Origin of the sequence: Allobosea sp., assembly GCF_030694325.1 — a bacterium.
GTDB lineage: Bacteria > Pseudomonadota > Alphaproteobacteria > Rhizobiales > Beijerinckiaceae > Allobosea.
This window is the reverse complement of the sequence record NZ_JAUXYO010000053.1, coordinates 1-25,213: the sequence shown is the minus strand read 5'-3', so window position 1 is coordinate 25,213 and position 25,213 is coordinate 1. Positions and strand designations below refer to the sequence as shown.

Genomic DNA, 25,213 nt, shown 5'->3' with positions numbered 1-25,213 from the left:
GCGCGGCGCGGCCTTCGGGCCGTGCCGCGGCAGCGGGCTCGCAGATCAGGCGGCGCGGGCCTTGGTGGCGACGGCCGGCTTGCGCGTATCCATCTTGCGCCAATGCTCGATGATGCGCTGGCCGGAGCGATAGACATGCTCTTCGGCGAGGCTCTCGGCCCGCACGACCTGCCCACCCGTGATGGCGGCGAAGATCTGGCTGTGGTCATCATGGGCACGGGCCAAAGTGCCCATGTCGAACCAGCGGAACTTGAGCTGGTTGAGCAGCGGAATGGCGCGGGATTTGCGCAGCATCATCGCAAGATGCGAGTTGCCGGAGGCCTCGATCAACGTGTTGTGGAAGCGGTCGTTGAGATCGCGCCAGAGATCTGAAACCTCGTCGGTCCAGCTCTCAACATTCTGCAGCTCTTCGCTCTCCGCCAGCACCTTGTGCAGGAGGCCGCGGTGAACGTCCGACAGGCCCTGCTGCGCCACCAGCCGCGCGCAGAGACCCTCGAGATTGGCCCGCACGACATAGATGCCCTCGATGTCCTTGGCGGCGAAACTCTTCACCGCGTAGCCGCTGTTGGGGCGGTATTCGAGCAGGCCCTCGGCTGCGAGGGTCGACAGCGCGGCCCGGATCGGCGTGCGCGACACAGCGAGCGCGTCGGCGAGATCGACCTCGTTGAGGCGCGTGCCGCCGGCATAGTCGCCGCCGAGCACGGCTTCCCTGAGCTTGTTGGTGACCGAGAGGCCGCGTGTCGCCATGATGTGTCGTCCTGTCGGTAAGGCGGATGTCAAGGCAGCTCTGCGCGCGCATCGAGGATGATCATGCGTGCGGCAGAATCGTCTCGATCGTGTACAGTCGGCAGGCAGTTAGGAGCTGAATGTCGCTGCGTCAACGCTAATGTGGCTCTGTTGACGAGAAAGTGTGCATGATGAGCGCTGCTGAGCTCGATTGTATGCAACCAATCGAGCGTCACTCGGCCGGCATCCCGCGCGCGGCGCCCGTTCCGGGTCGGATACGCTCCAGGCGGGCGATCACCGCATAGACGGGCGCGGCGGCCACCATCACGACGAAGATGCGAATGATGTGGTGCGCGGCGACGAAGGCGACCTCCGCATGGACGGCGAGCGCGATCAGGCTCATCTCGGCGAGCCCGCCCGGGGAGTAGGCCAGGATCAGCGTGATCGCGCGGAAGCCGGTGAGCCAGGAGACGAGGGCGGCACAGGCGCCGGTCCAGAACAGCAGGATCGCGGTCGACCCCACCGAGAGCAGGATGATGCGCCCGACGATGCGCGGCGCCGTGCCGGCGAAGCGGCAGCCGATCACGACGCCGAGGATCAACTGGGCGGCGTTGACGATCTCGAAGGGCGGCTTGAAGTCGCTCCAGCCCGCAAGATGGATGGCGGCGCTGAACAGCATCGGCCCGAGCAGGTATTTGGCGGGCAGGTTCAGCCAATGGCCGAGGAGGCAGCCGGCCATCCCGCAGCCGAGCAGCCAGAGCTGCGCCGTCGCCGGCGTGGAGAAGACGGAGACGGCGCCCGCGATGCGGTTCAGCGAAACGCCCTCGAGCCACTGGATGGCGAAGGGCAGCGTCATGACGATGAGCAGGATGCGGACCGAATGGACCAGTGCAATGACCTGGCCGTCGCCGCCGCGCTCCTCGCCAATGCTGATCATCTCGACCAGGCCGCCCGGCATGCCGGCGAAATAGGCGGTGGCGCGGTCATAGCCCCCCACTGTACGGAAATACCAGACCACCGAGCCGCCGCAGAGCGCGATGAAGGCGACGAGCCCGAGCGTCGCCGGCCACCATTGCGGAATGCGGGCGACGAGATCGGGGCTGAAGGCCGCGCCGAGCATGACGCCGATCACCATGGTCATGGGCGGGCGGATGACCGGCGGCGCGGCGACCGGTGCACGCAGCGACGCCGCCAGCGTGCAGAATACCATCGGGCCCATCATCCAGGGCAGCGGCAGCGACAGGCGTTGGAACAGCAGGCCGCCTGCGACGCCAAGCGCGAGGGCCAGGGCGAAGCGGGGGTAGGGGAAGCGGGCCGGCTGCATGGCGGCCAAGCCGGCCCGGACATCGAGGATCCAGGCCGCGACGGGTGATGTCAGACGGGTCATGGCGCTTCTTCGAGCCGAACCGGGGCGGGCACCGGCTTGGGTGCCAGATAGACCAGCGCGCTCGCGGCAATGACGATCGCCGAGCCGGCGAGAACGAGCAGGGTCGGCACGTCGCCGAACCAGACGAAGCCGACGATCAGGGCCCAGAGCATCTTGGTGTAGGAGAGGGGCGCGATCGTCGCCACGGGCGCATGAAAGAGCGCCCGCGTGGTAAGGTACTGGCAGGCGCCCGAGGCCAGGCCGTTGCCGATCAGCAGAGCCCATTGCGCGGGTGTCGGCTGGACCCAATTGAAGGGCAGGCTCGGCAGGACGAGCAGCGCCGAGCCGGCCAGCGTCCAGAAGGCGATCGACAGCGAGGTCTCGTTGCGCGAGAGGCTGCGCTGCTGGATCAGCGAGAGCGCGCTGAAGACCGTGCCGATGACCGACATGGTCAGCCCGAACAGGCTGCCGCCGCCGCTCGGCTTGACCATCAGCAGCACGCCGCCGAGCCCGAGCAGCAGGGCGAGCCAGCCCAGCCGCGTCACCTTCTCGCCCAGCAGCGGTGCCGAGAGCAGCAGCACCAGGACCGGCTGCAGGAAGGAGATCGCGGTCGCGTCGGCGAGCGGCATGTGGCGATAGGCCACGAAGATGAAGAGCAGCACGGCCGTGAACTGCACCGCCTGTAGCGCCATGCCGGAGCGGTTATGGACCTTCAGAGCGGCGAGGCCTCCGAGCCCGCGGGCCATCAGCAACAGGGTGACGAGCGCGAAGCCGTTGCGGAAGAAGACGATCTGGTTGACCGCGAAACTCTCCGCCAGCGCCTTGACGACGCCGTTCAGGATCGAGAACAGCGCCAGCCCGATCAGCATCATCACGACGCCGCGTCGCGCGTCGCGCTCCTCCCCGGCCGGCGCGTTCAGGATCACGGTCATCGTCAATAGGTCAGGAAGATGCGTTCGATCTCGGACGGATCGGCGCTGACCGTCAGCGCCAGCGCGAGCAGCAGCCGCGCTTTCTGCGGCGTGAGATTGTCGGTGATCAGGAAGCCGGCATCCCGCAGGCGCTTGCCCTTGAAAGTGCGACCCGAGCCGGCGCGGGTCGACTGCATCACCACGATGCCAGCTGCCACGGCCTCCTTTAGCACCTCGAAATCGGCAGGGCCGGCGAAGCCCGGTGCGAAACCGGCGGAGATGATGCCCTTGGCGCCGGCCGCAACGAAGGCGCGCGCCGCCGTGCCGTCCGAGCCGGTATAGGCCAGCACGATGTCGACGCGCGGCAGGGCGTCGAGGCTGCGGATGTCGAACTCCGTGTCGGGCCCCGCCTTCCGGAGCGGCTTCCGGTAGAACACCACGGCATCGCCATCGGCATGACCGAGCACGCCGAAATCGGGCGAGCGGAAGGTCTGCAGCCTGAAGGTCGAGGTCTTGGTCACGTCGCGGGCGGCGTGGATCTCGTCGTTCAGCAGGACAAGAACGCCGAGACCGCGCGCCTGCGGGCAGGCCGCGGTGCGGAGCGCATTGGCGAGGTTCATCCCCGCATCGGTCGAGAGCGCGCTGGCCGGGCGCTGCGAGCCGACGACCACGACCGGCACTGACACCTTCACCGTCAGGCTGAGGAAATAGGCCGTCTCCTCCAGCGAGGCTGTTCCGTGCAGGATGACGATGCCGGCGAGGTCGGGATGCTCCGCGACCAGCCGGTCGCAGGTCAGGACGATCGCCTTCCAGTCCTCGAAGAAGATGTTGGGGCTCGGCACTGCCTTGAATGGAACGGGGATGATCTCGGCGAGCTGGGCGACGTCGGGAAACATCGCCACCAACGCGTCGGCATGGAGCATCGTTTCATTGGCGCCATAGTCGAGGATGTCGAAGGGGCCGGTGCCGATGGAACAGATCGTGCCGCCGGTCCCAATGACCGCGACCTTGGGCAGAACAGGCATGTCTCTCTCAGTGTGTCGGGCGCGCGCGCCGGGTTATTCGGCCGCCTCGCGGAAGCGGGCGTTCTTTTCCAGACAGCCGATCAGCATCTGCGTGTCCATGATGTCGCCGAAGGTGAGGTAGAAGGCGATCAGCGAGGCGTTGTGCTCGGCATCGGAATTGGCGGCATTGCCGTCGGTCACCATGATCGTCCTGAAGTTCAGCATCATGGCGTCGCGGGCGGTCGATTCGCAGCAGACATTGGTGACGGTGCCGGTGATAATCAGGGTATCGTAGCCCTGCGCGCGCAGCCTCGCCTCAAGATCCGACGAGCCCTGGATGAAGGCGCTGAAGCGCGTCTTCTGGACGATTTCGTCCTCCGGAGCGACCTCGAGATCGGCCCAGAGTTCGTGGCCGAGCTTGCCTTCCGACATGGATTCGACCCGCGCGGCGCGCCGCTCCGGCCGCGTCAGATCCTGATGGAAATGCGACCAGGAGGTCAGGCAGCCCTCGTCATGGGTGTTCTTGATCCAGAACACCTTGCCGCCGGTGCGGCGCACGGCGTCGGCGATCAGGTTGACGTTGGGGACGATCTCGCGGGCGGTGTCGCAGAGGGCATGGGCGACGCCCGGCATCATGAAGCCGTTCTGGAGATCAACGACGATCAGCGCCGTGCGGGCGGGATCGAGATCGGCATAGACATGCTCGACGCCGCGACGGGCGACGACATGCTCGGTGACATAGGCGGGAATCTCGACCTTGTGCATGGCGGGCTCTTTCGTGCTGGGTTTCAGGAGGACAAGGCGGGCGAGCCGACCTTGAAGCAGCAGACGGTGCGGTCGGGCGCGGGCACGGTTTCCGGCGGGCTCGCCGCACGGCAGCCCTCGTCGGCGAATTTGCAGCGCGGCGCGAAGGCGCAGCCCGGCGGCAGGCGGCGCATGTCGGGCGGCGAGCCGGGGATCGCCTCGATGTCGACGCCGCGCGCGCTGCCATGGACGGAGGAGGCGAGCATGCCGCGGGTATAGGGGTGCTGCGGGTTCATCAGCACGTCGCGCACCGGGCCGGATTCGACGACGCGGCCGGCATACATCACCGCGACCCGGTCGGCGATCTGGGCGGCGACGCCGAGATCATGGGTGACGAAGATCACGCTCATGCCCATGTCGCGCTGGAGCTTGCGCAGCAGCACCAGCACCTGGATCTGCACGGTGGCGTCGAGCGCGGTCGTCGGCTCGTCGGCCAGAAGGAGCTGCGGCCGGCAGGACAGCGCCATGGCGATCATGGCGCGCTGGCGCAGGCCGCCGGAGAGCTCGTGCGGATAGGCCTTCAGGCGCCGCTCCGGCGAAGGCACCTTGACGAATTCGAGCAGCTCCAGCCCGCGCTTCAGCCCGTCGGCGTAGGAGCAGCCCTCGTGCTTGACCACCGTCTCGGCGATCTGGTGGCCGATCGTGTAGACGGGGTCGAGCGCCGTCATCGGCTCTTGGAAGATCATCGAGATGGTCGAGCCGCGGATCTGCGTAAGCTCCTTGTCGCTGAGCGCCATGATGTCGTGCTCGCCGACGCGCATCTTGCCGCCGATCCTGGCCCGGCCCTTGGGCAGGAGCCGCATCAGAGCGCGCATCGTCACGGATTTGCCGGAGCCGGACTCACCGATGATGCAGAGCACCTCGCCCGGCTGGATCGAGAAGGAGACGCCGTTCACGGCGGCGACGGTCGCTTCCCGGCTGACGAATTTGACCGAGAGATCCTCGACCTCGACCAGCGGCCTTACCGCGGCGAGAGCGACGGGGCCGGGAACCGTGGATGGTGCGGTGGCTGTCGTCATCGGATCATCCTCACGCAGTGGCGGCGAGCGGTGCGGCGCCGGCTTTCGGCCTGGCGACCAGCACAGGCGCCTTGCCGGCGAGGCTGTGGCCGGAGCCCGGGTTCTGGACGTGGCAGGCGGCGACATGGATGTCGGCCGCAACGGCGCCTTCGAGCCGGGGCGAGGTTTCCGCGCAGACGCCTTCCGCCATCGGGCAACGGGTTCGAAAGCGGCAGCCGGAGGGCGGGTTGATCGGGTTGGGCGGATCGCCGGTCAGCGGCGCCTCGTGGACGCGCTCGGCGGGATCGAAGGACAGCCGCGATGCCAGCAGCGCGCGGGTGTAGGGGTGCTTGGGATGCTCGTAGATCGCATCCACCGGGCCGATCTCGACGATCTCGCCGAGATACATCACCAGCACGCGATCGGAAATGTACTGCACCACGTCGAGATCGTGACTGATGAAGACATAGGTGAGGTTGAAGTGGCGCTTGAGCTGGCGCAGCAGGTTCAGGACCTGGGCCTCGACCGATTTGTCGAGCGCCGAGACTGCCTCGTCCAGGATCAGGAGCCGCGGCTCCAGCGCCAGTGCCCGAGCGATGTTGACGCGCTGCTTCTGGCCGCCGGAGAGTTCGTGCGGATAGCGCTGGGCGAAGAGATCAGGCTTCAGGCCGACCTTGGCGAGGAGTTCGCGGGCGATCTCCTTGGCCCTGGCGGCCGGCATGCCATGGACCCGCGGGCCATAGGCGATCGATTCCTCGACCGGCAGGCGCGGGTTGAGCGAGGAGTAGCTGTCCTGGAACACCATCTGCATGGCGCGCCGGAACTCCTTCATGGTGAGGCCGCGCACGCCGCCGATCGACTCGCCGTCGAACAGCACCTCACCCGCGTCATAGGGAATGAGGTGCATCAAGAGCCGCGCCAAAGTGGACTTGCCGCAGCCGGACTCGCCGACGACGCCGAGCGTCTCGCCCTTGAGCACGCTGAAGGAGACGCCGTCGACGGCCCGGACATGCCCCTGGGTGCGGTTCAGCATCCCGCCCTTGATCGCGAAATGCTTCTTCAGGTCGGAGACGATCAGCATCGGCTGAGAGGGGCCGCCACGGTCGCGGATGTCCCCCTCCGGGACCGAAGAGAGCTGCGGCGTACGGGTGGTCGGCGCGGGTGTCGTGGACGCGGGTGTCATCGAGGTGGGTGTCATGGACGTGGGTGTCATGGACATGGCGGGCCCTTTCACAGTCTGACGTCCATCGCCTGGCGCAGCCCGTCGCTGACCATGTTGAAGGCGAGTGAGGTGACGAAGATCATCACACCCGGCAGCGCGCAGACGATCGGGTTGACGTAGATCGACTGGCGCAGGGTTGAGAGCATCAGGCCCCAGTCGGGATGCGGCGGCTCGACGCCGAGGCCGAGGAAGGAGAGGCCGGAAGCGATCAGGATCGAGACCGAGACCAGGCCCGAGGCGTAGATGAAGATCGGCCCGAGCACGTTGCCGAGGATATGCGTGGCGATGATCGAGCCGGTCGAGCCGCCGGAGGCCCGCGCCGCCTCGACGAAATCGAGCCCGCGGACCTGGGTGGTCGCCGTCTCGGCGATGCGGCAGAGCGGCGGGATGAAGACCAGCGTCAGGGCGACCATGCCATTGGCCATGCCGCCGCCCATGGCGCCGGAAATCGCGACCGCCAGCAGGATCGAGGGGAAGGCGTAGAAGACGTCCATGGTCCTCATGATCGCCATGTTCAGCTTGCCGCCGATGAAGCCGGCGAGCACGCCGAGGAAGCCGCCGATCAGCGTCGCGAACACCACCGGCACCACGCCCATCAGCAGCGACATGCGCCCGCCATGGATCAGGCGGGAGAGGATGTCGCGGCCGAGTTCGTCGGTGCCGAGATGGAAGTCGCGGAAGCCGACCGGGCGCAGCCGGAACGCCATCGAGGTCTTGTAGGGATCTTTCGGGGCGATCCAGGGCGCGAACACCGCCATCGCGACGATCAGGACGATGACCAGCGCGAAGGCGAGCGTGACGTAGTCGTAGCGCAGGCGGTAACCGACATTCTGCCAGTAGCCGCGGACCTTGGTGGCCGGGGCCTCTTCTTCCGCCGCGAGGAGGCGTGTCGCCGTGGTGAAATCGGTCATGGCCGACTCCTCAGGAACGCTTGATGCGCGGGTCGACCGCGGTCTGGAACAGGTCGACGACGAGGTTGGTGAAGACGAAGACGAGGGCGAGGACCAGGATCGTGCCCTGCAGGACCGGGATGTCGCGCGTCAGGATCGCCTTGTTCAGCAGGAAGCCCGTGCCCGGCCAGTTGAAGATCGTCTCGACCAGGATCGAGCCGCCCATCAGGTAGCCGAACTGCAGCCCCATCACGGCCAGGATCTGGGGCATGGCGTTCTTGAGCGCGTGCCGGATCACTGCGAGTTCGCCGAGGCCCTTGGCGCGCAGCGTGTTGACGAAGTCGTTGCCCAGCACCTCGGACACGGCCGAGCGCGTGGTGCGGGTGATCATCCCGACCGGCACCATGCAGAGCGTGACGATCGGCAGGATCACATGCTTGAAATGGGACCATTCGAAGAGGTTGAACGTCTCCGAGCCGCGCGGGCCCATGCCGGTCGCCGGCAGCCAGTTCAGCTCGACAGCGAAGATGATGACCAGCACGATGCCGAGCCAGTAGTTCGGGATCGAGACGCCGACGATCGACAGGGCGGTGACGCTGCGGTCGGTCGCACTGCCCCGGTAATAGGCCGCCAACGTGCCCAGTACGAAGGCGATGGTGAACGCGAGCGCCACCGCGCCGAGCGACAGGAAGACGGTGTTGCCCAGCGCCCGCAATACCTCGTCGATCACCGGCCGGTTGGACTGGATCGAGACCCCGAGATCGCCGACGACGGCCCGTGTCAGCCAGGTCCAGTACTGGACGGGCAGTGGCCGGTCGAAGCCGTAGGTCTTCATGATGAGATCGACGACCTCCTGGCTCGCATCGGCCGGGAGCAGCATCTGGACGGGGTTGCCCGGCGCCAGGAAGACCAGCGCGAAGCAGAAGACCGTAACGCCGATGGCGATCGGGATCGCGTAGACGATGCGACGGGCGATATAGTGCCACATGGAGGTCTCCTTCGGTCGGCTCGGGTCCTGGATCGCTTTGGGCTTTGAGGGGGATGCGGCCGCGACGGGCGGCATCCCGAAGGCGGGGCCGCGTCAGTTCGTGGTGCCGACGGTGATCGGCGTCAGGTCCTGGAACCAGCTCTGGGCCTGGACGAAGCCCTTCACCTTGGGCGAGAGCGCCCGCGGATTCAGGTCATGGGTGACGAAGAGCATGGCGGCGTCCTCGTTCATGATCTCGTGGACCCGGGTGATCATCGCGTCGCGCTTCGTCTGCTCGAAGGTGTTGTAGATCTCCGTGATCAGCTTCTCGATCTCGGGGTTCTCGTAATGGCCCCAGTTGCCGCCGGCCGGCGCCCACTGCTTGCGCATGGCGAAGCGGAAGATGCCGGAGAAGGGATCCTGCGTGGCGCGGCTGACATTGACGGCGTGATAGGCGGGGAACTTTTCGCGGCCCTTGAAGGTGACGTCGAGCAGCGCGTTCCAGTCCATCACCTCGAGCTTGACCTTGAAGCCCACCGCCTCGAGCTGCGACTTGACCAGCTCGTTCATCGGCAGCGGCTGCATCTGGCCCGAGCCGGAGGTCGAGATCGCGAGCGTGACCTCGCAGGGGAAGCACTTGGCCTCCTTGAGCAGCGCGGTCGCCTTCTTCTGGTCGAGCTTGTAGAGGACCGGCTTGCCGAAATAGGGCGAGCTCGGCGGCACGGTGCCATAGCCTTCCTGGGCGAGGCCGTTGAGCATCTCGACCATTTCGCCGCGGTTCATCGCGTAGTTCGCCGCCTGGCGCACGCGCTTGTCCTTGAAGGGGCCGTCGACGAAGTTGAACTGGTAGTGCCAGTTATGGGGGTAAGGCAGGGTGATGACCTGCATCCCCGAGGATTTCAGCCTCGCGATCGTGTCCGGAGAGGGCGCCTCGATGAAGTCGACCTGGCCGGAGAGGAGCGCGGCGGCGCGCGTCGTCGCCTCCGGCATCGGCTGCAGCACCAGCCGGTCATGCTTGGGAATGCGCTTGGGGTTCCAATAGGTCTCGTTGCGGGTCAGTTCCAGGCGCTCGCGCGGAACGATCCCGGCGAAACGGTAGGGCCCGGTGCCCGAGGGCATCTGGGCGTATTTCTCGTAGGAGCCCGCCTTCTCGAATTGGGCCTTCGAGATCATCATCCAGAAGCTCATCTGGATGTAGAACAGCGAATCCGGCTCCTTGGTGATGATCGCGACGCTGTGGTCGTCGATCTTCTCGGCGCGGTCGATGTTGACGGTGCGGGTGCGCATCGCCGCGAACTGCTTGGCGTTGAAATGCGGGACCTTCTCGTCGGTCAGGCGCGCGATGTTCCAGAGCACGACGTCGGCGTTGAAGTCCGACCCGTCATGGAACTTCACATCCTTGCGCAGGGTGAAGATCCAGCGCTTGCTGTCCTTCGGATCGATCTCCCATTTCGTGGCGAGGCCCGGCGTCAGCGAGGCCTCGACGTCGGAGCGGGAGAGATCCCAGAGAATGAGGGAGTCATAGAGGGTGTAGCCGACGAAGCGGTAGCCCTCGAAGCCCTGATCAGGCTGCCCCGTCACATCCGGAATATCGCCGGCGGTCATCGCGACGCGCAGCGTCGTCTGGGCCTGGGCCGGCGCGGCAGCCGTGAAGGCCGCTACGATCGCAAACGACAAACCGGCCGCGAGGCGCGCGGCGCTTTTCCGAAACATCTGACATTGGTGAGGCATGCGGGCTCCCTCCGGGATGCAAGTGAGGTCGTGTGCGGCGGCGTCCGGGATTTTTGCAAAGGCCGTGCCAAGCCGGCTCGATTGTGTCCAATCCTGATCGGGTCTTGCTGGGTGCCCGGCAGCGGAAATGATGACGGTCGATCCCGTCGGTCCAGATTGCGCCATGGCGACAGTGTTTTTGGATGAAAGAGGGGCAATGGCCGCATGCCGGCGGTGGAGCATCAGCGTGGTGCCCGCTGCGTATTGCACACAATTATGCCACGCTCGCCGGCCGAGGCGGCGATATGGTGATTGCGCAGGCCCCGATCTGCTGCGCTGCACAATATTGTGCCCCTCGTACCGCGCCACGGCCGGCGGCGCCGCCTATTCCGCGGCCTGCAGGACGGCTGCGCCGGCGCCGATCGCGGCGATAACCTCGTCGGTCGACTGGACGTCGCCGAAGAGTGCCAGGATGTTGCCGAGCGTCGCGTTGTGCTCCTCGTCCGTGCGGCAGGCATTGGCGTCGGAGACGAAGACGACCTTGTAGTTCATCATCATCGCGTCGCGCGCGGTCGACTCGCAGCAGACATTCGTGGCGGTGCCGACGATGATGAGCGTGTCGATGCCCTGCTCCTGCAATTGCGCATGGAGCGTCGACGAGCCCTCGACGAAGGCACCGAAGCGCTGCTTCTCGACCGTCCAGTCGCCTGGGAGGATTTCCAGCTCCGGATAGATCGCATGGCCGAAGCTACCGCGCGCGAAGGCGGCGACCATGCGCTGCTTGAACTCGCCCTTGGTGAAGTTGTCGAACCAGACGCACCACTGCGCCTGCGTTTCTTCGGTGATCGTGTTCTGGATGTAGACGACGAGGCCGCCGGCGGCCCTCAGCGCCTGCCCGATCCGGTTGACGTTGGGCACGATCTCGCGCGCATAGGGAATCTCGGCCGGCTGGCCCGGCGCCATGAAGCCGTTCTGGAGATCGACCACGATCAGCGCCGTGCGCGCCGGATCGAGCGTCTTGAACAGACGGACCTTGCCGCGCCGCTCGACGACGCGCTGGAGAACGTAATCCGGGATCGCGATGGTGTGCATGGGATGCTCCTGATCGACGGGATGCGGGTCGCGACGGCGCGGCCCCGCTTCGGACCGCGCCGACGATAGCCCCGCCGCCGCAGCAAGCCCTGTGCCAAAACGGGCTGATTGTATTCAATGCAGCGCTGCCGCTAAAATGGACGCTTCGCGCTGGCGTGAGCCTCAGCGTCAGATGAGCGGCTTTCGCGCTCGTCAAGCAAGACAGTTCTGCTGCTTTATTGCGCCCGTGCATGCCTCGGTCGATTGAAGCCTGCAGGCCGGCCGGGGATTTGTCTTGACCCGCACGCTAAACGCCAAGCGTTATTGGATACAATGAAGCGGGCATGGCATGGCGGTTGCATCGGCGGGGCCGGCAAAAGCGGACCAGGGGACAGGGCGATGAGCGAAACGAGCATGGTCGATCTGAAGCTCGAACTGGAGGTGCTGCTGCGGCGCGCCGAGGTAACGGTTCCGGCGGACCGGATGGACGCCGTCCTGGCTGGCTATGGCGATCTCAAGCGCATGTGCGCGCTACTGCGCCAGCCGCGCACGGCCGCCGCCGAGCCCTCAAACATTTTCTCCCTCGTCACCCTGATGAAGGGGGTCTGACATGTCCGCAGCCATGACGAAGCCTCTGCACGAGCTCTCCATCGCCGAGGCCGGCGCCGCCCTGCGTACGGGCCAGGTGACCGCGACCGCACTCGCCCAGGACGCGCTGGCTCGGATCGCTGCGCTGGATGGCGCGCTCAACAGCTTCATCACTGTGACCGCCGAACGCGCCCTTGCCGATGCCGCAGCGGCCGACGCCGCCTTCAAGGCGGGCACGGATGCCGGCCCCATGCAGGGCGTGCCTTATGCGCTGAAGGACATCTACGACACGGCCGGCATTCGCACGACCTGCCACTCCAAGCTGCTGGTCGACAATGTGCCCGCCGCCGACTCCGTCGTGGCGGCTAAGCTCAAGGCGGGGGGAGGGGTTCTGCTCGGCAAGCTCTCGACGCATGAATTCGCGCTGGGCGGCCCGAGCTTCGACCTGCCGTTTCCCCCGGCCCGCAACCCCTGGAACCCCGAGCACATTCCCGGCGGCTCGTCCTCCGGATCGGGCGCCGCGGTTGCGGCGGGCTTTTGCCGCATGGCGATGGGGTCCGACACCGGCGGCTCGATTCGCGGGCCGGCCGCCTATTGCGGTACGGTCGGGCTCAAACCCACCTATGGGCTGGTGTCGCGGCGCGGCGTCTTTCCGCTCTCCTACACGCTCGACCATTGCGGCCCGCTGAGCTGGACGGTCGAGGACGCCGCGATCACCATGGAGGTCATTTCGGGCCACGATCCGCTCGATCCCGCCAGCGCCGACGTGCCCGCCCCCGACTTCCGCAGCGGGCTGGGCGGCGATGTGAGCGGGCTGAAGATCGCACTGCCGCGCCACTTCTTCGCACAGGCCGAAGGCGTCTCGCCCGAGGTCGTCGCGGCGATCGACAACGCCGCCGCCCTGCTGGCCAAGGCCGGCGCGATCGTCGAGGAGGTGACGATCCCCGATTACGAGCTGTTCAACGCGGTCGGGCGGGTGATCATGTTCTCGGAGGCTTTCGCCATCCATGAGAAGGATTACCGCGAGCGGCCGCTCGATTTCGGCCGTCTGACCTTCACCCGGATGATCCTGGGGGCGACGCTCAGTGCCGCCGACCTGACCCAAGCCTATCGCCTGCGCCGGGAACTGGCGGTCGCGGTCAACCACCAGCTGCTCAAGCGGTATGACGCGATCCTCTGCGCCTCGGCGCTGGCGCCGGCGGCGCGCTTCGACAGCATGTCCGACGCCCTCCCGCCGAACTGGCCGATCCAGACCATGCCGTTCAACGTCACCGGCAACCCGGCGATGTCGATGCCGGCCGGGTTCTCCGCGTCTGGCCTGCCGCTGTCGGTACAGATCGTCGGGCGGCCCTTCGACGAGCCTACGGTTCTGCGCATCGGGGCGCAGATCGAGACGGCGCTGGCCCTGACGGGGCTGCGGCCGGCGACAGCCGCGCTCAGGCAGGCGGCATGAGGCGCCGGTGCGCCGAGGGCCGCGCCCGGTGACCCATGAGCGAGGATGATGCCGGGGCGCGCGCCATCGTCCTAATGCCCGACGAGGTGCCACGGGAGCCCGTCGCGGTGCCGTTTGCTGTCGAGGTCTCGGCGGACAACCTCGCGGCAGCCGCCTCGATCCTTGCTGCGACCGCCCTCCCGGCGGCCGCCAACGCCCTGCCCGCGGCGCGGCCAACGCCCTTGGTGCGGGCGCGGGGCTGGTGGCGGGCGGCGACGCCCAATCTGCGCGGCTCGCTCTTGATGATCGCCGCCTTCACCGCCTTTGCGGTGATGATGACGCTGATCAAGCTGGCCGGCGGGCGCATCCCGCTGCCGCAGATCCTGATCGTCCGGCAATTGGTGATGACGCTTATTCTAGCGTTCGTGGTCGGGCGCGCTTTGCCGCGGATCATGCAGACCAGCCGGCCCGGGCTGCAGCTCCTGCGGGGGATGTTCTCGCTCGGGGCCATGCTCTGCGGCTTCACGGCGCTGATCCATCTGCCGATGGCGGAGGCGACGGCGCTGGGCTTCGCGCAGGTGCTGTTCGTGACGCTGCTCGCCATCCTGATCCTGCGCGAGGTGGTCGATCGGCGGCGCTGGATTGCGCTGGCGATCGGCTTCGCCGGGGTCTTCGTCATGCTGCGGCCAGGCGGCGAGGCGATGAACGGCTATGCGCTGCTCGCCATCCTCGGCGCGCTGTTCGGGGCCGGCATCACCATTTCGGTGCGCGTACTCGGCCAGTCCGAGCGGACGGAGACGATCCTGTTCTGGCAGGGCGCGGTGGTGCTGATCGCACTCGGTGCACCAGCCGTCTTCCTGTGGACGCCGCCGACGCCGACCGAATGGGCGCTGATGATCGGCATCGGCGTGGTCGGCACGGCCGGGCAATGGCTCGTCACCCGCGCCTACCAGATGGGCGAGGCCTCGGCGCTGGCGCCGCTCGACTTCGTCCGCCTGCTGCTGGCGACCCTGAGCGGCTATCTCGTCTTCGCCGAATTGCCCAACCTCGTCACCATCGTCGGCGCTGCGCTGGTCGCCGGCGGCACGATCTACACGATGCGCCACAATGCCGGCGCGCGGCGCCTCGCCGCCGCGCCGCTGCCCGACAATCCGCCTCCCTGACGATCTCCACCCTCGAACCGGACGCCTGCCATGACCCATCACCACCTGAAAGCCAGCGGCGCGACCTGCCATTGGGGCTTCTTCGACGCGGCGCTGAAGCCGAAGCTGGTGATCGCTAGCGGCGACACGGTCACGGTCGATACGGTGACCGGTGCTCCGGAAGTCCATCCCAAGCCGGGCAGCGGCTTTTCCACCCCGCCCGAGATCGCCGATGTCCATGCCCATGCCGAGAAGACCCTGCCGGGCCATATCCTGACCGGGCCGATCGCCGTCGAGGGTGCTAAGCCCGGCCATGTGCTGGAGGTGCGGATCGAGGACATCCAGCTCCGGCAGGACTGGGGCTACAATGTCATCCGTCCGCTCGCCGGCACGCTGCAGAGCGATTTCCACGCGACGCGGCTGCTGCACATCCCGCTCGACCTCAACGCCAAGGTCGCCAAGCTGCCCTGGGGGCTGGAGCTCGAGCTCGCGCCCTTCTTCGGGGTGATGGGCACGGCGCCGCCGCCGGCCTGGGGCCGCGTGACCTCGATCGTGCCGCGCGCTTTCGGCGGCAATCTCGACAACAAGGAGATGGTGGCGGGCGCGACGATCTTCCTGCCGGTCTTCGTCGACGGCGGGCTGTTCTCTTGCGGCGACGGCCACGCCGCGCAGGGCGACGGCGAAGTCTGCGTGACCGCGATCGAGACCGCGCTGCAGGGCCGTTTCACCTTCATCCTGCGCGAGGACCTCACCTTCGCCTATCCGCGGGCGGAGACGCCGACGCATTACCTGACCATGGGCATGGACCCCGATCTCGACCGCTGCGCCGAGATGGCGCTGCGCGACATGATCGTGCTGATCGGCGAGGTGGCGGGGCTGTCGCGCGAGGATGCCTATACGCTGTGCTCGATCGCCGCCGATCTGCGAGTGACGCAGACGGTGAACGGCTCCAAGGGCATCCACTGCATGCTCGCCAAAAAGCTTCTCTCGCCGAAGGCAGCCTGAGATGGATCTGGGTCTGAAGGGACGGATCGCGCTGATCACCGGCGGCAGCCGCGGCATCGGCAAGGCCACCGCATTGCTGCTCGCCGGCGAGGGCGCCCGCCTCGCCATCGCCGCGCGCGGGGCGGACACGCTCGCCGCAACCGCAGCCGAGATCAGGGCGGTCGGCGGCGAGGTGCGGACCATCCAGGCGGATTTCCGCAGCCCCGCCGAATCGGCGCGGGCGGTGGCGGAGACCGTGGCGACCTATGGCGGTCTCGACATCCTGATCGCCAATGCCGGCGGCAGCTTCGGCGAGCGCGAGCTGGTCAGCGCCAGCGACGCCGACTGGGAGGAGACCTTCCGCTTCAATGTCGGCCATGCGATCGCGGCACTGCGCGAGGCGACGCCGGCGCTCGCCCGCAGCGAGATCGGCAACGCCGTCTTCGTCGCCTCGATCTCGGGGCGCGCTCCGGCCGCGCGCGGCGCGCAATATGCCGCGGCCAAGGCCGGGCTGATCCATGCCGCGCGCTCGCTCGCCTGGGAGCTAGGGCCCCACGGCATCCGCGTCAACGCGGTGTCGCCGGGCTCGACGCTCTTCCCCGGCGGCGGCTGGGAGCGGATCCGGGCGGAGCGCCCGGAGGATTTCGCCAAGTTCGAGGCGGAGGATTTTCCCGCGCAGCGGCTGAGCACCGTCCAGGAGATCGCCGACGCGATCGCCTTCGTGGTCTCGCCGCGCGCAGCGGGGATCAATGCCGCCGACATCCATGTCGATGGTGGACAGCGGCGGCCCTCGATCCGCTGAGAGTGATCTGCCGCCGCCGGGTCGGCGACAGATCCTTGCGCCATCTCAGGAGACGTTGGGCGGCAGGCGGCGGTGCCAGTCCGTGTCGCGCTGATAGGCGTCGGCGATGTTGAGCACACGCGCCTCGGCGAAGGGGCGGCCCTGGATCTGGAAGCCGATCGGCAGGCCGTTGGAATCCAGTCCGCAGGGCACGCTGACCGAGGGCAGGCCGAGATAGTTGATCGGCCGCGTGTTGATCGAAACGTCCTGGAAGGTCTCGATCGCGCCCGGCGTGCCGGCATCGATGTCGGTCGCCAGCAGCGTCGGCACCTTCATGCGCAGCGTCGGCGTGATGAAGGCGTCGCAGACGCCGAACACCGCCGCTGCCACCGCCTTCAGGATCGCCCCGCGCCGGGCCAGCGCCTCGAGATAATAGGTGCCGGGAATGCCCTGCGACGGATAGAGCCGGCCGCTCAGATGCACGGCATAGTCCTGCGGGCGCTCGCGCATCCACTGGGCATGGATCGTGCCGCCCTCGACGCGCGAGACGATGCCGCCATAGGTCGCCACCGCGTCCATATGCGGGATCGTCACCGGGACGATGACGGCGCCGCGGGCCTGCAGCACGGCGACCACGGCGTCGAAGGCGGCCTGGACCTCGGGGTCGATGCCGTCGAAGAAGTAGTTGGTGGGGACGCCGATACGCATGCCGCGGATGTCGCCGGTCAGCGCCGCCTCGTAGTCCGGCACCGGCTCGGCGGACGAGGTCGGGTCCTTGGGATCATGGCCTGCGATCACGCCGAGGAAGCGGGCCGCATCGCGGGCGGTCTGCGTCAGCGGACCGACATTGTCGGCCGAGAAGGAGAGTGGCATGACGCCGTGGCGCGAGACGCGGGTCTGCGTCGCCTTGATGCCGGTGACGCCGCAGATCGCGGCCGGAAGCCGGATCGAGCCGCCGGTGTCGGAGCCGAGCGCGCCATAGACCAGCCGCGCCGCCACCGCCGCGCCCGAGCCGGAGGAGGAGCCGCCGGTGCAGTAGTCGGTGTGCCAGGGATTGCGGCAATGGCCGTAATGCTGGTTGTGGCCCGTCGGGTTCTGCGCGAACTCGGCCATGTTCAGGCCGCCGAGCGTCACCGAGCCGGCCTCCTCCAGCCGCTCCATGACGGTGGCGGTGTAGGTCGGGCGGAAATCCTTGCGAATGGCCGAGCCGCAGGTCGAGAGCTTGCCGGCCTTGTAGTACATGTCCTTATGGGCCAGCGGCAGCCCGTGGAGCGGGCCGAGCGCCGCGCCGGATTTGCGCTTCTTGTCGAGCGCCTCGGCGGCTTCGAGCGCGGCCGCGCCCTCCAGCCAGATCGCCGAATTGATCGCCTTGTCGACGCGGGTGAAGGCCTCGAGCGCGACGGTGGTGAGCTCCAGGGCCGTGACGGAGCCGTCCTTCAGCGCATCGGCGGCGTCGGTCAGCGAGAGATGCAGGAGCGAGCTTTTCGCGGCGGCGTTCATGGCTGCGGCTCCTTCGTCGCCTGGAGCGCGGCCTCGAAACTGGAGGGCTCGTCCTCGAAGGCGAGCTGCCCGCGCAGGGCCTCGAATCCGGCGATGGTCGCGGCCAGCGCATCGGCCATGATGCCGGCCGCCTCATTGGGCTGCTCGATGCCCGACCATGTCCGCGCCTGGACGGCGACGATATCCCGCAAGGGGGTCTGCATAGCTCTCTCCTCTCCGAATCCCGACAGGGATGACGAGAATTGTATGCAAACCACATGCCTGAGATGGCGCGCGGGGGATATTGGCCTGTTTTTGGATACATTGACCACTCAGCGCCGTCGGCGCAGGTGCGATCCGCCATGACCCGGAAGGGGGGGCGGAAGCGACCTGCGAGGAGAGGGGCGTGACGGCCGGTCACTGATCGCCGGACTGAGCCATCAAAGGCAGCGACACTCATGTTCGGCCGCGCCGTCGCCATCTTCTGCCGACCGGTGCCGGAGCGGCCCGCGGCCCAACCGATGAGCTGTCGATCGGGCGATCCGATCAGCTCTCATGTCAGCAACCGGGAGGCTGGCTGGGGCGGGAGGATTCGAACCTCCGCATGGCGGTACCAAAAACCGCTGCCTTACCGCTTGGCGACGCCCCAACGTGCCGCGCCTTCTAGAACGCGGCGGGGGCGCGTGCAACCGGCCAGATCGTCGCGAGACGCCTCCTGTGCCGGGCTGGGCGGGAGCTCGATGCCCGCGCGGGTGGCCGCTGGGAGAGGGCGTGCGGATAATTCGTCACGCAAGGCCGCCGCGCCTGTTGCGCCGCGCCGCGACGCTGGCTATAAGCCCGCCACCAGTTGATCGGAGTGTGGCTCAGCCTGGTAGAGCACCTCGTTCGGGACGAGGGGGTCGCAGGTTCAAATCCTGCCACTCCGACCAAAATTTCCCGTGATATTTGAAGATGTTACGGATCAGGCCCTTCGGGGCCTTTTTCTTTGACCGACAGAAATACCGACAGTTTGCAGCCATGCACCCGGATGCCCGCTGGCGGCGGGACGGCGCATTCCCGATCAACTGGGAGCGGCCGAACTCGTTTCAGTCCTACGTCGAGCTGACTGCGCCGATGCGTCAAACGGGCTCCCTTGCTGTTTTTGTCGGATTAGTGTAAATAACGCTTGCCCGTGAATTGGTGTGGCGTACGGCAGGCCACTCTAAACGCGGGCCTATGCAAACGAAAAGCCTGCCAGAGGAGAGTCACCATGATGAAGCCCCGCCTGAGGTCCGAAGTGACTTAGAATTGGACCCTCCGTCGCACTAGGGACCAATGCGACGCAACCCGAAAGGAAATGTAACGTAAGAGGTATACCGTGAGCCTTATGAAGCTGTTCGGCAGCGACAAGGCGTCAAAAATCTCGCTTGATGGGCGGGACATCGCAATCCTTGAGGCTGTCAAGAGGGGTCGGTCGGGCATTTGCACTGCCGACATCCTAGCGATGATCGAAAAAGAGACTGGAAAGGAGATCAGGCTAGCAACTGTTTACAATACGGTTCTTGATTTGGAGAAGAAGGGGCTGATCAAAACAAGCGGTTCTTCTTCAGCTGACAATGGAGGGAGGCCCCGTCGTCTCTTTTCGATCACATCAACTGGGAACCTGGCCCTCACACTTGGTGAAGAGATCGCCAACTCCCAATTGGAAGCAGCCCATGCGTGACGCGCGGCGTATGGACTCGCTCATGAAGATACGGCGCTAGGAGAATACCATGAGCGATCATGGTCCCCCTATGGAGGATCCGGCAAGTTTGCCGCTCCTCCTGCGGGTCGCTACTCGGGTGGCCTATCCCAGGCCATCCGAGGCAGCAGGCTTCGAAGAATGCTTGCTGCGCAATTACAACGCGACACTCGCCTCGAAAGGGCGAGCAGAGGCCAAGCGGAGGATCTACAAAGAGACCCTCTTCGCTTGCATTCCGGGGCTGCTGCGCACCGGTCGCCAGATTATGATTTGGTTCTTCATCCGCTGAGAGGTGCCAGCCTCAAAGCAACGACTAAGGGGGCTTCGGCCCCCTTTTTCATGATCGCTTATGTGCCCAATAACAAGCGCTCGTCAAGAGGCACGTTCATGAGTGGACGCAATTTGGAACGTCATTCTTAAAAAATCGTTCCATTGCAAATCATCATTCAAAACTCACCGAGCTAGTTTTCTATCCGCTACCGCCGCTCGCACTCGAAACCGAGGCTTTCCCGGAAGGGACTGCCAAGAGTCAGGCTTTTCAGCAGCTTGGCGCCAAGGTTCGCCAGCGATGTTTCCCGCCCGTTCCCGCTGGCTCCTGACGGCGGCCGCGTTCGCCGGACGGGGTTGTGGTCTTGCGGGTTCGATGGCTCTAGGATCGTCGGCCACGACAAGCGGAATCGATCATGAAGCGCGCTTTCCAGTTCCTCGGCATTCTCGGCCTCGCGACCCTGCTCGCGGGTTGCGACAAATGCGGCAATCTCGGCCCGTTCTTCACGGGGCCGGAGCAGAAGACCTGCACGAGTTCGACGCCGCAGGGTTGATCTCCGCCGCCCGAATCAAGCGGGCATGAAAAAGGCCGGGCGCGAGCCCGGCCTCGATCGTTTGTCGCTGCGGAGCGCTCAGCCGCGGCGCTGCAGGACCGACCAGCCGGCGCGGGCAAGGCAGGCGACCAGCGCGAGCTTGAGCAGATCGCCGAGGATGAAGGGCTGCACGCCGTAGGCGAAGGCCTTGGCGAAGCCGATGCCGGTGGTGCCGGCGGCCATCTGCGCGCCCAGCGCCAGCCAGCCGAAGCCCAGCGCCATCATCACCATTTCGGCGACGACGAGCCCGCCGATGAGGCGCGGCAGCGAGGCGCCGCGAACGGCCGCCCAGCCGGCGATGGCGGCAGCGGCGACGAAGCCGACCAGGAAGCCGCCCGTCGGGCCGACGAGGTAGAGCGGGCCGGCGGCGACCGGCGGGGTGTTGGTGAAGACCGGCAGGCCGGCGAGGCCATAGGCGATGTAGAGCGCGACGGTGGCGGCGCCGAGCCGCGAGCCATAGGCCGCGCCGAGCCCGAAGACGACGAGCGTCTGCAGCGTCATCGGCACCGGCCAGAACGGCACCTTGATCTTGGCGGCCAGCACGAGGAGCAGGCTGCCGGCGACGGCGAGCGCGATGTTGCGCAGGAGCGCGGCGCGCGGGCCGGAGACGGCGGGAAGGGCCGCATGGGCCAGCGTCGGAGCCTGGAGGGGAAGCATCTGCGCCATGGGCGTGTCGTCCTGTCTGCGAAGGCCGCGCTGCGCGGCCGGCTTTTCCGTCTATAGAAAATGCGACAAAGCCCCACAAGCCGCGCGGCCCGCGCAGGCTTGCCCGGCGGCCCTGCGGAAACAGGCATGAGCGACGAGATCGAATTCGACCGCAGCGCGACGGCTCCTCCCGGCGAGGTGGTGCAACTGTCGCCGCTGGTGCGGCGGCTGATCGCCGGAAATGGCGGGCCGATGACCTTCACCGGCACCTGCAGCTACATCGTCGGGCGAGGCAAAGTCGCGATCATCGATCCGGGGCCCGAGGACAAGGCGCATCTGGCGGGGCTGCTGGCGGCGGTGTCCGGCGAGACGGTCAGCCATATCGTCGTCACGCACACCCATCGCGACCATTCGCCCGGCGCGCGGGCGCTGAAGGCGGCGACGGGCGCTCCGATCGTCGGCTGCGGGCCGCACCGGCCTTTCCGCGAGCTCGCGGCAGGCGAGGCGACCCGCCTCGACGCCGCCGCCGATGCCGAGCATGCGCCGGACCAGGTCATGGCCGGGAGCGATGCGGTGACGGGGCCGGGCTGGAGCCTCGTCGCGATCGAGACGCCCGGCCACACCGCCAATCATCTCGCCTTCGCGCTGCCCGAGGAGGAGACGCTGTTCTCCGGCGACCATGTCATGGCGTGGTCGACCACCATCGTCGCCCCGCCGGACGGATCGATGGCGGCCTACATGGCTTCTGTCGAGACGCTGCGCGGGATGGAGCATGCGCTCTACCGGCCGGGCCATGGCGGGCCGGTGACCGAGCCGCAGCGCTTTCTGCGCGGGCTGGTGCAGCACCGGCGGCAGCGCGAGGCGGCGATCCTCGGCCGTTTGCGGGCCGGCGACGAGCGGATCGCCGAGATGGTGCCGCCGATCTATCAGGGGCTGCCGCCGGCGCTGCACAGGGCGGCGGCCCTCTCCGTGCTGGCGCAGCTCGAGGATCTCGTGGCGCGCGGGATCGTCACCTGCGACGAGGCGGTGCCCGGGCTGTCCAGCCGCTATCGCCCCGCCTGAGCCTCAGCGCGCCTCGACCAGCAGTTCGACCTCCTCGGCGAAGGCTGCGATCCGGGCTGCGTTGACGCCGAGATCATGGGGGCCGATGCGGGAGGCCGAGCGGATGTCGATGCGGCTGCCGTCGGCGCGCGGGCGGATGCGGATGGTGATATCCTCGGCGGTGCGCAGCAAGCGTGCGCGGGCGACCGCCTCGATGCGCCCGGCGCCGCTGCGCCCGCCGGGGCGCGTGGCTTCCAGCACCTGCCAGCCGCGGGCGAGCGCGGCGCGGCGGGCGATGTCGAAAGCGATTTCGGCCGGGACCTCGAGCACGATCGGCACCGTCTTGGGATAGGCCCGGCGCTGCAGGCGCCGGCGCTCGGCGGGCACGTCCGGCGGCACCCGCCCGGCACGGGCATCGAGCGCCACGCGCGAGCGGCTGAAGGCCGGCGGGTCGTCGATGTCGGTCGAGATGTCGGCCAGGGCCGGTAGGGTGACGAGCCTGAAGACGACATAGGCGGCCGGCACCAGCATCAGCACGCCCATCAGGAAGGCGCCGGCCGCCATGCCGACGCCGCGATGGCCGGACTGCCAGATGCGGGCGAAGGCCATGAGCGACAGCAGGAGCGCCAGCAGCGCGACACCATAGGCGGCGGCGACGGGCGCGAGGCCTTCCAACGTCGGCTCGCCGCTGCGGAAGACGAGGAGCGCGAGCACCAGCACTGCCAGCGCAAACCAGGCCAGGCGCCGGCTCCAGAGCGCGGCACGCGAGACAGGTTCCTCGAAGACGAGACGGCGATGCATGGGCCAGTGGTGCTACCGCCGGCTCGGGAAGGCAAGCCGCTTTGGCCCGCCCGCCCTCGATTCGGCTCGAGGCGCGGAGCGGCGGGCTCAGTTGTAGGATTTCCAGTTCAGGGAGCGGCGCTTCGCCTCGGCGAGCTGCGTGGCGCCGTAGACATGCGGCTTCAGGATCCGGAGATAGATGTCCTTCGGCACGCGGTTGGGATTGGGGCCGATCAGATCGCGGTTGGCGTCCCAGATCAGCGGCCACATGTGATGGGTGCCGTAGTAGCTCATCGAGACCTTCGAGAGCATCGCCCCCTGCGCCGGGACATAGTGCATCGCCAGCATGTCGGAGGGCGGCGGAGGCCCCGGCGAGGGATTGGGCGGCAGCGGGCCGGCATTGCGATCTGCGAGGAAGGCGTCGAAATCGGCCTGCAGCCTGGCGACGGAAACGGACGGGTTCAGCGTTATCATGGCGGCCGCGCGGACGACCACGGCGCCGAGCGGGCCGAGCCGGTCCAACTGGTTCGCCAGTGCAGGATCGAGCGCCCAGTTGCCGATGTCCAGGATCGGCTCGTTCGTGAGGCGGAAATTCACGCCATAGCGCCGGGCGAGGTCATCGAGACTCGAAAAGACGCCGGCACGATCGAAGATCCGGACGCTGCCGCCACCGCTTCGCCCGACGACAATGAAGTGGCCGACTCGCTCGCCCAGACGGGTGGTGCCGTCGAGGAAAGCGATCGTGACGCCATCGACGCCTCGCGCATGAGTCGCCAAGTCGTGCCATGTCCGGATGTGGCGACCCGACGTCTCGCTGACATGAGCGCCCAGGCTCCGGAGAGCCTTGCCGATCTCGATGATGGTCATGCCCTTGCGCGAGATGGCGTCGAGCGGGCGGCCCGCCTTTTTGGCGATTTCCGAAAGTGGAACGACGATGGAGCTTCCCGTCCGCTGCATGGCTTGTGCTGCCGCGATCAGGCCACAGACGCCGCCCCGGATCCGCCGCCAGATCGCGATGTTCGACAGTCGCTGGGCGACGCCGCCGACGAAGGGAATCATCAGGTTGCCGGTTCCCCGAACCACCCGGCCGACGGGGGTGACGCTGAGAAGACGCAGGACGTCCTCGGCGATGCCGAGCTTGCTGCCTTCGCCCGCACCGGTTCCCAGTTGCATCATGTCCAGCGCGAGCATCTCGGGGACGCGCAGCGGCGCCATCGAAATATCCTCGAGGGTGGCGTTCATCGTCGCCATCAGCACGACGGCGAAATTGTCGGGATTGGCCTCGATCCAGGCCTTGGCGTGGACATGCCGGTTCGGTTCGCTGAAATTCTTGCGGTAGAATTCAGCCAGTTCCGCTGCGACATACATCGGCGTGCCTCGTGGTCCGTGAAGCGATGGGGACGATCCTGGCATGACGAAGGACGGGGGCCTGTTTCGCGCGGAACAAGCGGGCTCGCCTGTGCCGTCGAGATGGTTTAGCGGTGATCTGTCGAACCGAGGGGGATTGCCGCTTGCCTGCAAGAGACGCCGCTGTCGACGCCTTGTCCGCCGAACCAGACCGGGTCTGGTTCCGGTTCATGCGGTTGCACCAGCGCATGCTCGGCCAGATGACGGGCCGGATCAGGGCGCTCGGCCTGTCGATCCCGCAATACGACCTGCTCTCGACGCTGACGGAACGCGAGGGCATCAGCCAGAACGAGCTGGCGGAGCGGCTCTACGTCACCAAGGGCAATGTCTCGGGGCTGGTCGACCGGCTGGTGCAGGCGGGGCTGGTCGAGCGTCGCGCCATCGCCGGGGACCGGCGCTCCTATGCCATGCATCTGACGCCGGAGGGGCGAAGGCTGGCCGAGGCCGGCATCAAGGCGCAGCGTGATTTCGTGGCGCAGACGCTGGGCAAGCTGCCGGAGCGGGACCTGGCCGAGCTCGACCGGCTGGTGCTGGCCTGGCGCGATCTGGCACGGGCGGCCGACGAGGACTGACGGCCGGTCAGGCGCTGACCCGCGACACCTTCTCGAGGGTCTTGCGGCCGCCGGGGAGGTCGCGCAGGACGAGGCGCTCGTCGGCGTCGATCTCGCCTAGCGCGATTTCACCC

General features: G+C 67.3%; 26 protein-coding genes and 2 tRNA genes. 11 read left to right on the top strand and 17 right to left on the bottom strand.

The window, feature by feature from the left end:
* Positions 1-45 precede the first annotated feature (45 nt).
* The 11 genes from Q8M82_RS02945 to Q8M82_RS02895 all read right to left on the bottom strand — a co-directional run bounded on the left by Q8M82_RS02945 (position 46) and on the right by Q8M82_RS02895 (position 11,690).
* Positions 46-747, bottom strand: a complete 702-nt coding sequence (locus Q8M82_RS02945; RefSeq protein ID WP_305689885.1) for a GntR family transcriptional regulator — start codon at positions 745-747, stop codon at positions 46-48.
* A gap of 211 nt (positions 748-958) precedes the next feature.
* Complete coding sequence (locus Q8M82_RS02940) at positions 959-2,113, bottom strand: AbrB family transcriptional regulator (RefSeq protein ID WP_305689884.1); 1,155 nt, start codon at positions 2,111-2,113, stop codon at positions 959-961.
* Complete coding sequence (locus Q8M82_RS02935; protein WP_305689883.1) at positions 2,110-3,024, bottom strand: DMT family transporter; 915 nt, start codon at positions 3,022-3,024, stop codon at positions 2,110-2,112. The genes Q8M82_RS02940 and Q8M82_RS02935 overlap by 4 nt, the downstream gene beginning before the upstream one ends.
* Positions 3,025-3,026: 2 nt before the next feature.
* A complete protein-coding gene (locus Q8M82_RS02930; RefSeq protein ID WP_305689882.1) occupies positions 3,027-4,028 on the bottom strand; it encodes an asparaginase in 1,002 nt (333 codons plus the stop codon).
* 33 nt (positions 4,029-4,061) lie between these two features.
* Positions 4,062-4,772 carry an isochorismatase family protein gene (locus tag Q8M82_RS02925; RefSeq protein ID WP_305689881.1) on the bottom strand — a complete coding sequence of 237 codons (711 nt, stop codon included), beginning with the start codon at positions 4,770-4,772 and terminating at the stop codon, positions 4,062-4,064.
* A gap of 23 nt (positions 4,773-4,795) precedes the next feature.
* Entirely contained in the window at positions 4,796-5,830 is a 1,035-nt protein-coding gene (locus Q8M82_RS02920; protein ID WP_305689880.1) for an ABC transporter ATP-binding protein, read from the bottom strand.
* A 10-nt stretch (positions 5,831-5,840) separates the two neighbouring features.
* On the bottom strand, positions 5,841-6,992 hold the full coding sequence (locus Q8M82_RS02915; RefSeq protein WP_371126213.1) for an ABC transporter ATP-binding protein: 1,152 nt from the start codon (positions 6,990-6,992) through the stop codon (positions 5,841-5,843).
* Positions 6,993-7,039: 47 nt separating this feature from the next.
* Positions 7,040-7,942, bottom strand: a complete 903-nt coding sequence (locus Q8M82_RS02910) for an ABC transporter permease (RefSeq protein ID WP_305689879.1) — start codon at positions 7,940-7,942, stop codon at positions 7,040-7,042.
* 10 nt (positions 7,943-7,952) lie between these two features.
* The gene (locus Q8M82_RS02905; protein ID WP_305689878.1) at positions 7,953-8,909 is read right to left on the bottom strand and encodes an ABC transporter permease; all 957 of its coding nucleotides are present in this window, start codon (positions 8,907-8,909) and stop codon (positions 7,953-7,955) included.
* Positions 8,910-9,002: 93 nt separating this feature from the next.
* Positions 9,003-10,619 carry an ABC transporter substrate-binding protein gene (locus tag Q8M82_RS02900; RefSeq protein ID WP_305689877.1) on the bottom strand — a complete coding sequence of 539 codons (1,617 nt, stop codon included), beginning with the start codon at positions 10,617-10,619 and terminating at the stop codon, positions 9,003-9,005.
* Positions 10,620-10,982: 363 nt separating this feature from the next.
* On the bottom strand, positions 10,983-11,690 hold the full coding sequence (locus Q8M82_RS02895) for an isochorismatase family protein (RefSeq protein WP_305689876.1): 708 nt from the start codon (positions 11,688-11,690) through the stop codon (positions 10,983-10,985).
* A gap of 393 nt (positions 11,691-12,083) precedes the next feature.
* Here Q8M82_RS02895 and Q8M82_RS02890 point away from each other — a divergent pair, with 393 nt between their 5' ends.
* From Q8M82_RS02890 to Q8M82_RS02870, 5 genes are read left to right on the top strand one after another with little or no spacing between them, the layout of a single operon-like run.
* Positions 12,084-12,278, top strand: coding sequence for a hypothetical protein (locus Q8M82_RS02890; protein WP_305689875.1), 195 nt, complete (start codon positions 12,084-12,086; stop codon positions 12,276-12,278).
* 13 nt (positions 12,279-12,291) lie between these two features.
* Positions 12,292-13,710, top strand: a complete 1,419-nt coding sequence (locus tag Q8M82_RS02885; RefSeq protein WP_305689874.1) for an amidase — start codon at positions 12,292-12,294, stop codon at positions 13,708-13,710.
* Between the two features lie 35 nt (positions 13,711-13,745).
* Positions 13,746-14,852: a DMT family transporter gene (locus Q8M82_RS02880; protein WP_305689873.1), complete on the top strand. Its 1,107-nt coding sequence runs from the start codon at positions 13,746-13,748 to the stop codon at positions 14,850-14,852.
* Between the two features lie 30 nt (positions 14,853-14,882).
* Positions 14,883-15,836 carry an acetamidase/formamidase family protein gene (locus Q8M82_RS02875; protein WP_305689872.1) on the top strand — a complete coding sequence of 318 codons (954 nt, stop codon included), beginning with the start codon at positions 14,883-14,885 and terminating at the stop codon, positions 15,834-15,836.
* Position 15,837: 1 nt separating this feature from the next.
* Positions 15,838-16,617, top strand: coding sequence for an SDR family NAD(P)-dependent oxidoreductase (locus Q8M82_RS02870; protein WP_305689871.1), 780 nt, complete (start codon positions 15,838-15,840; stop codon positions 16,615-16,617).
* Positions 16,618-16,662: 45 nt separating this feature from the next.
* On the opposite strand, the gene Q8M82_RS02865 is transcribed toward Q8M82_RS02870, so the two are convergent.
* From Q8M82_RS02865 to Q8M82_RS02855, 3 genes are all read right to left on the bottom strand, one after another.
* Positions 16,663-18,096 carry an amidase gene (locus Q8M82_RS02865; RefSeq protein ID WP_305689870.1) on the bottom strand — a complete coding sequence of 478 codons (1,434 nt, stop codon included), beginning with the start codon at positions 18,094-18,096 and terminating at the stop codon, positions 16,663-16,665.
* Positions 18,093-18,299: a hypothetical protein gene (locus Q8M82_RS02860; protein ID WP_305689869.1), complete on the bottom strand. Its 207-nt coding sequence runs from the start codon at positions 18,297-18,299 to the stop codon at positions 18,093-18,095. Before Q8M82_RS02860 ends, Q8M82_RS02865 begins: the two co-directional genes overlap by 4 nt.
* Before the next feature lie 350 nt (positions 18,300-18,649).
* Positions 18,650-18,724 (bottom strand) — tRNA-Gln (locus Q8M82_RS02855).
* A 203-nt stretch (positions 18,725-18,927) separates the two neighbouring features.
* Between Q8M82_RS02855 and Q8M82_RS02850 the strand changes: the two genes are divergently transcribed.
* The 4 genes from Q8M82_RS02850 to Q8M82_RS02835 all read left to right on the top strand — a co-directional run bounded on the left by Q8M82_RS02850 (position 18,928) and on the right by Q8M82_RS02835 (position 20,616).
* Positions 18,928-19,004, top strand: a tRNA-Pro gene (locus tag Q8M82_RS02850).
* A gap of 437 nt (positions 19,005-19,441) precedes the next feature.
* Positions 19,442-19,777, top strand: a complete 336-nt coding sequence (locus tag Q8M82_RS02845) for a PadR family transcriptional regulator (RefSeq protein ID WP_305689923.1) — start codon at positions 19,442-19,444, stop codon at positions 19,775-19,777.
* 49 nt (positions 19,778-19,826) lie between these two features.
* Complete coding sequence (locus Q8M82_RS02840) at positions 19,827-20,084, top strand: hypothetical protein (protein WP_305689868.1); 258 nt, start codon at positions 19,827-19,829, stop codon at positions 20,082-20,084.
* A 394-nt stretch (positions 20,085-20,478) separates the two neighbouring features.
* Entirely contained in the window at positions 20,479-20,616 is a 138-nt protein-coding gene (locus Q8M82_RS02835) for a hypothetical protein (RefSeq protein ID WP_305689867.1), read from the top strand.
* A 78-nt stretch (positions 20,617-20,694) separates the two neighbouring features.
* Here the strand turns inward: Q8M82_RS02835 and Q8M82_RS02830 are convergent, their stop codons facing one another.
* Positions 20,695-21,321 (bottom strand): biotin transporter BioY, encoded by a 627-nt coding sequence (locus tag Q8M82_RS02830; RefSeq protein ID WP_305689866.1) that lies wholly within the window; start codon positions 21,319-21,321, stop codon positions 20,695-20,697.
* Between the two features lie 126 nt (positions 21,322-21,447).
* Between Q8M82_RS02830 and Q8M82_RS02825 the strand changes: the two genes are divergently transcribed.
* Positions 21,448-22,362 (top strand): MBL fold metallo-hydrolase, encoded by a 915-nt coding sequence (locus Q8M82_RS02825; RefSeq protein WP_305689865.1) that lies wholly within the window; start codon positions 21,448-21,450, stop codon positions 22,360-22,362.
* A gap of 3 nt (positions 22,363-22,365) precedes the next feature.
* On the opposite strand, the gene Q8M82_RS02820 is transcribed toward Q8M82_RS02825, so the two are convergent.
* Both Q8M82_RS02820 and Q8M82_RS02815 read right to left on the bottom strand, forming a co-directional pair.
* Positions 22,366-23,142, bottom strand: coding sequence for a DUF1499 domain-containing protein (locus Q8M82_RS02820; protein ID WP_305689864.1), 777 nt, complete (start codon positions 23,140-23,142; stop codon positions 22,366-22,368).
* 87 nt (positions 23,143-23,229) lie between these two features.
* Complete coding sequence (locus Q8M82_RS02815) at positions 23,230-24,489, bottom strand: LysM peptidoglycan-binding domain-containing protein (RefSeq protein ID WP_305689863.1); 1,260 nt, start codon at positions 24,487-24,489, stop codon at positions 23,230-23,232.
* 209 nt (positions 24,490-24,698) lie between these two features.
* Here Q8M82_RS02815 and Q8M82_RS02810 point away from each other — a divergent pair, with 209 nt between their 5' ends.
* On the top strand, positions 24,699-25,100 hold the full coding sequence (locus Q8M82_RS02810) for a MarR family winged helix-turn-helix transcriptional regulator (protein ID WP_305689862.1): 402 nt from the start codon (positions 24,699-24,701) through the stop codon (positions 25,098-25,100).
* Positions 25,101-25,213 lie beyond the last annotated feature (113 nt).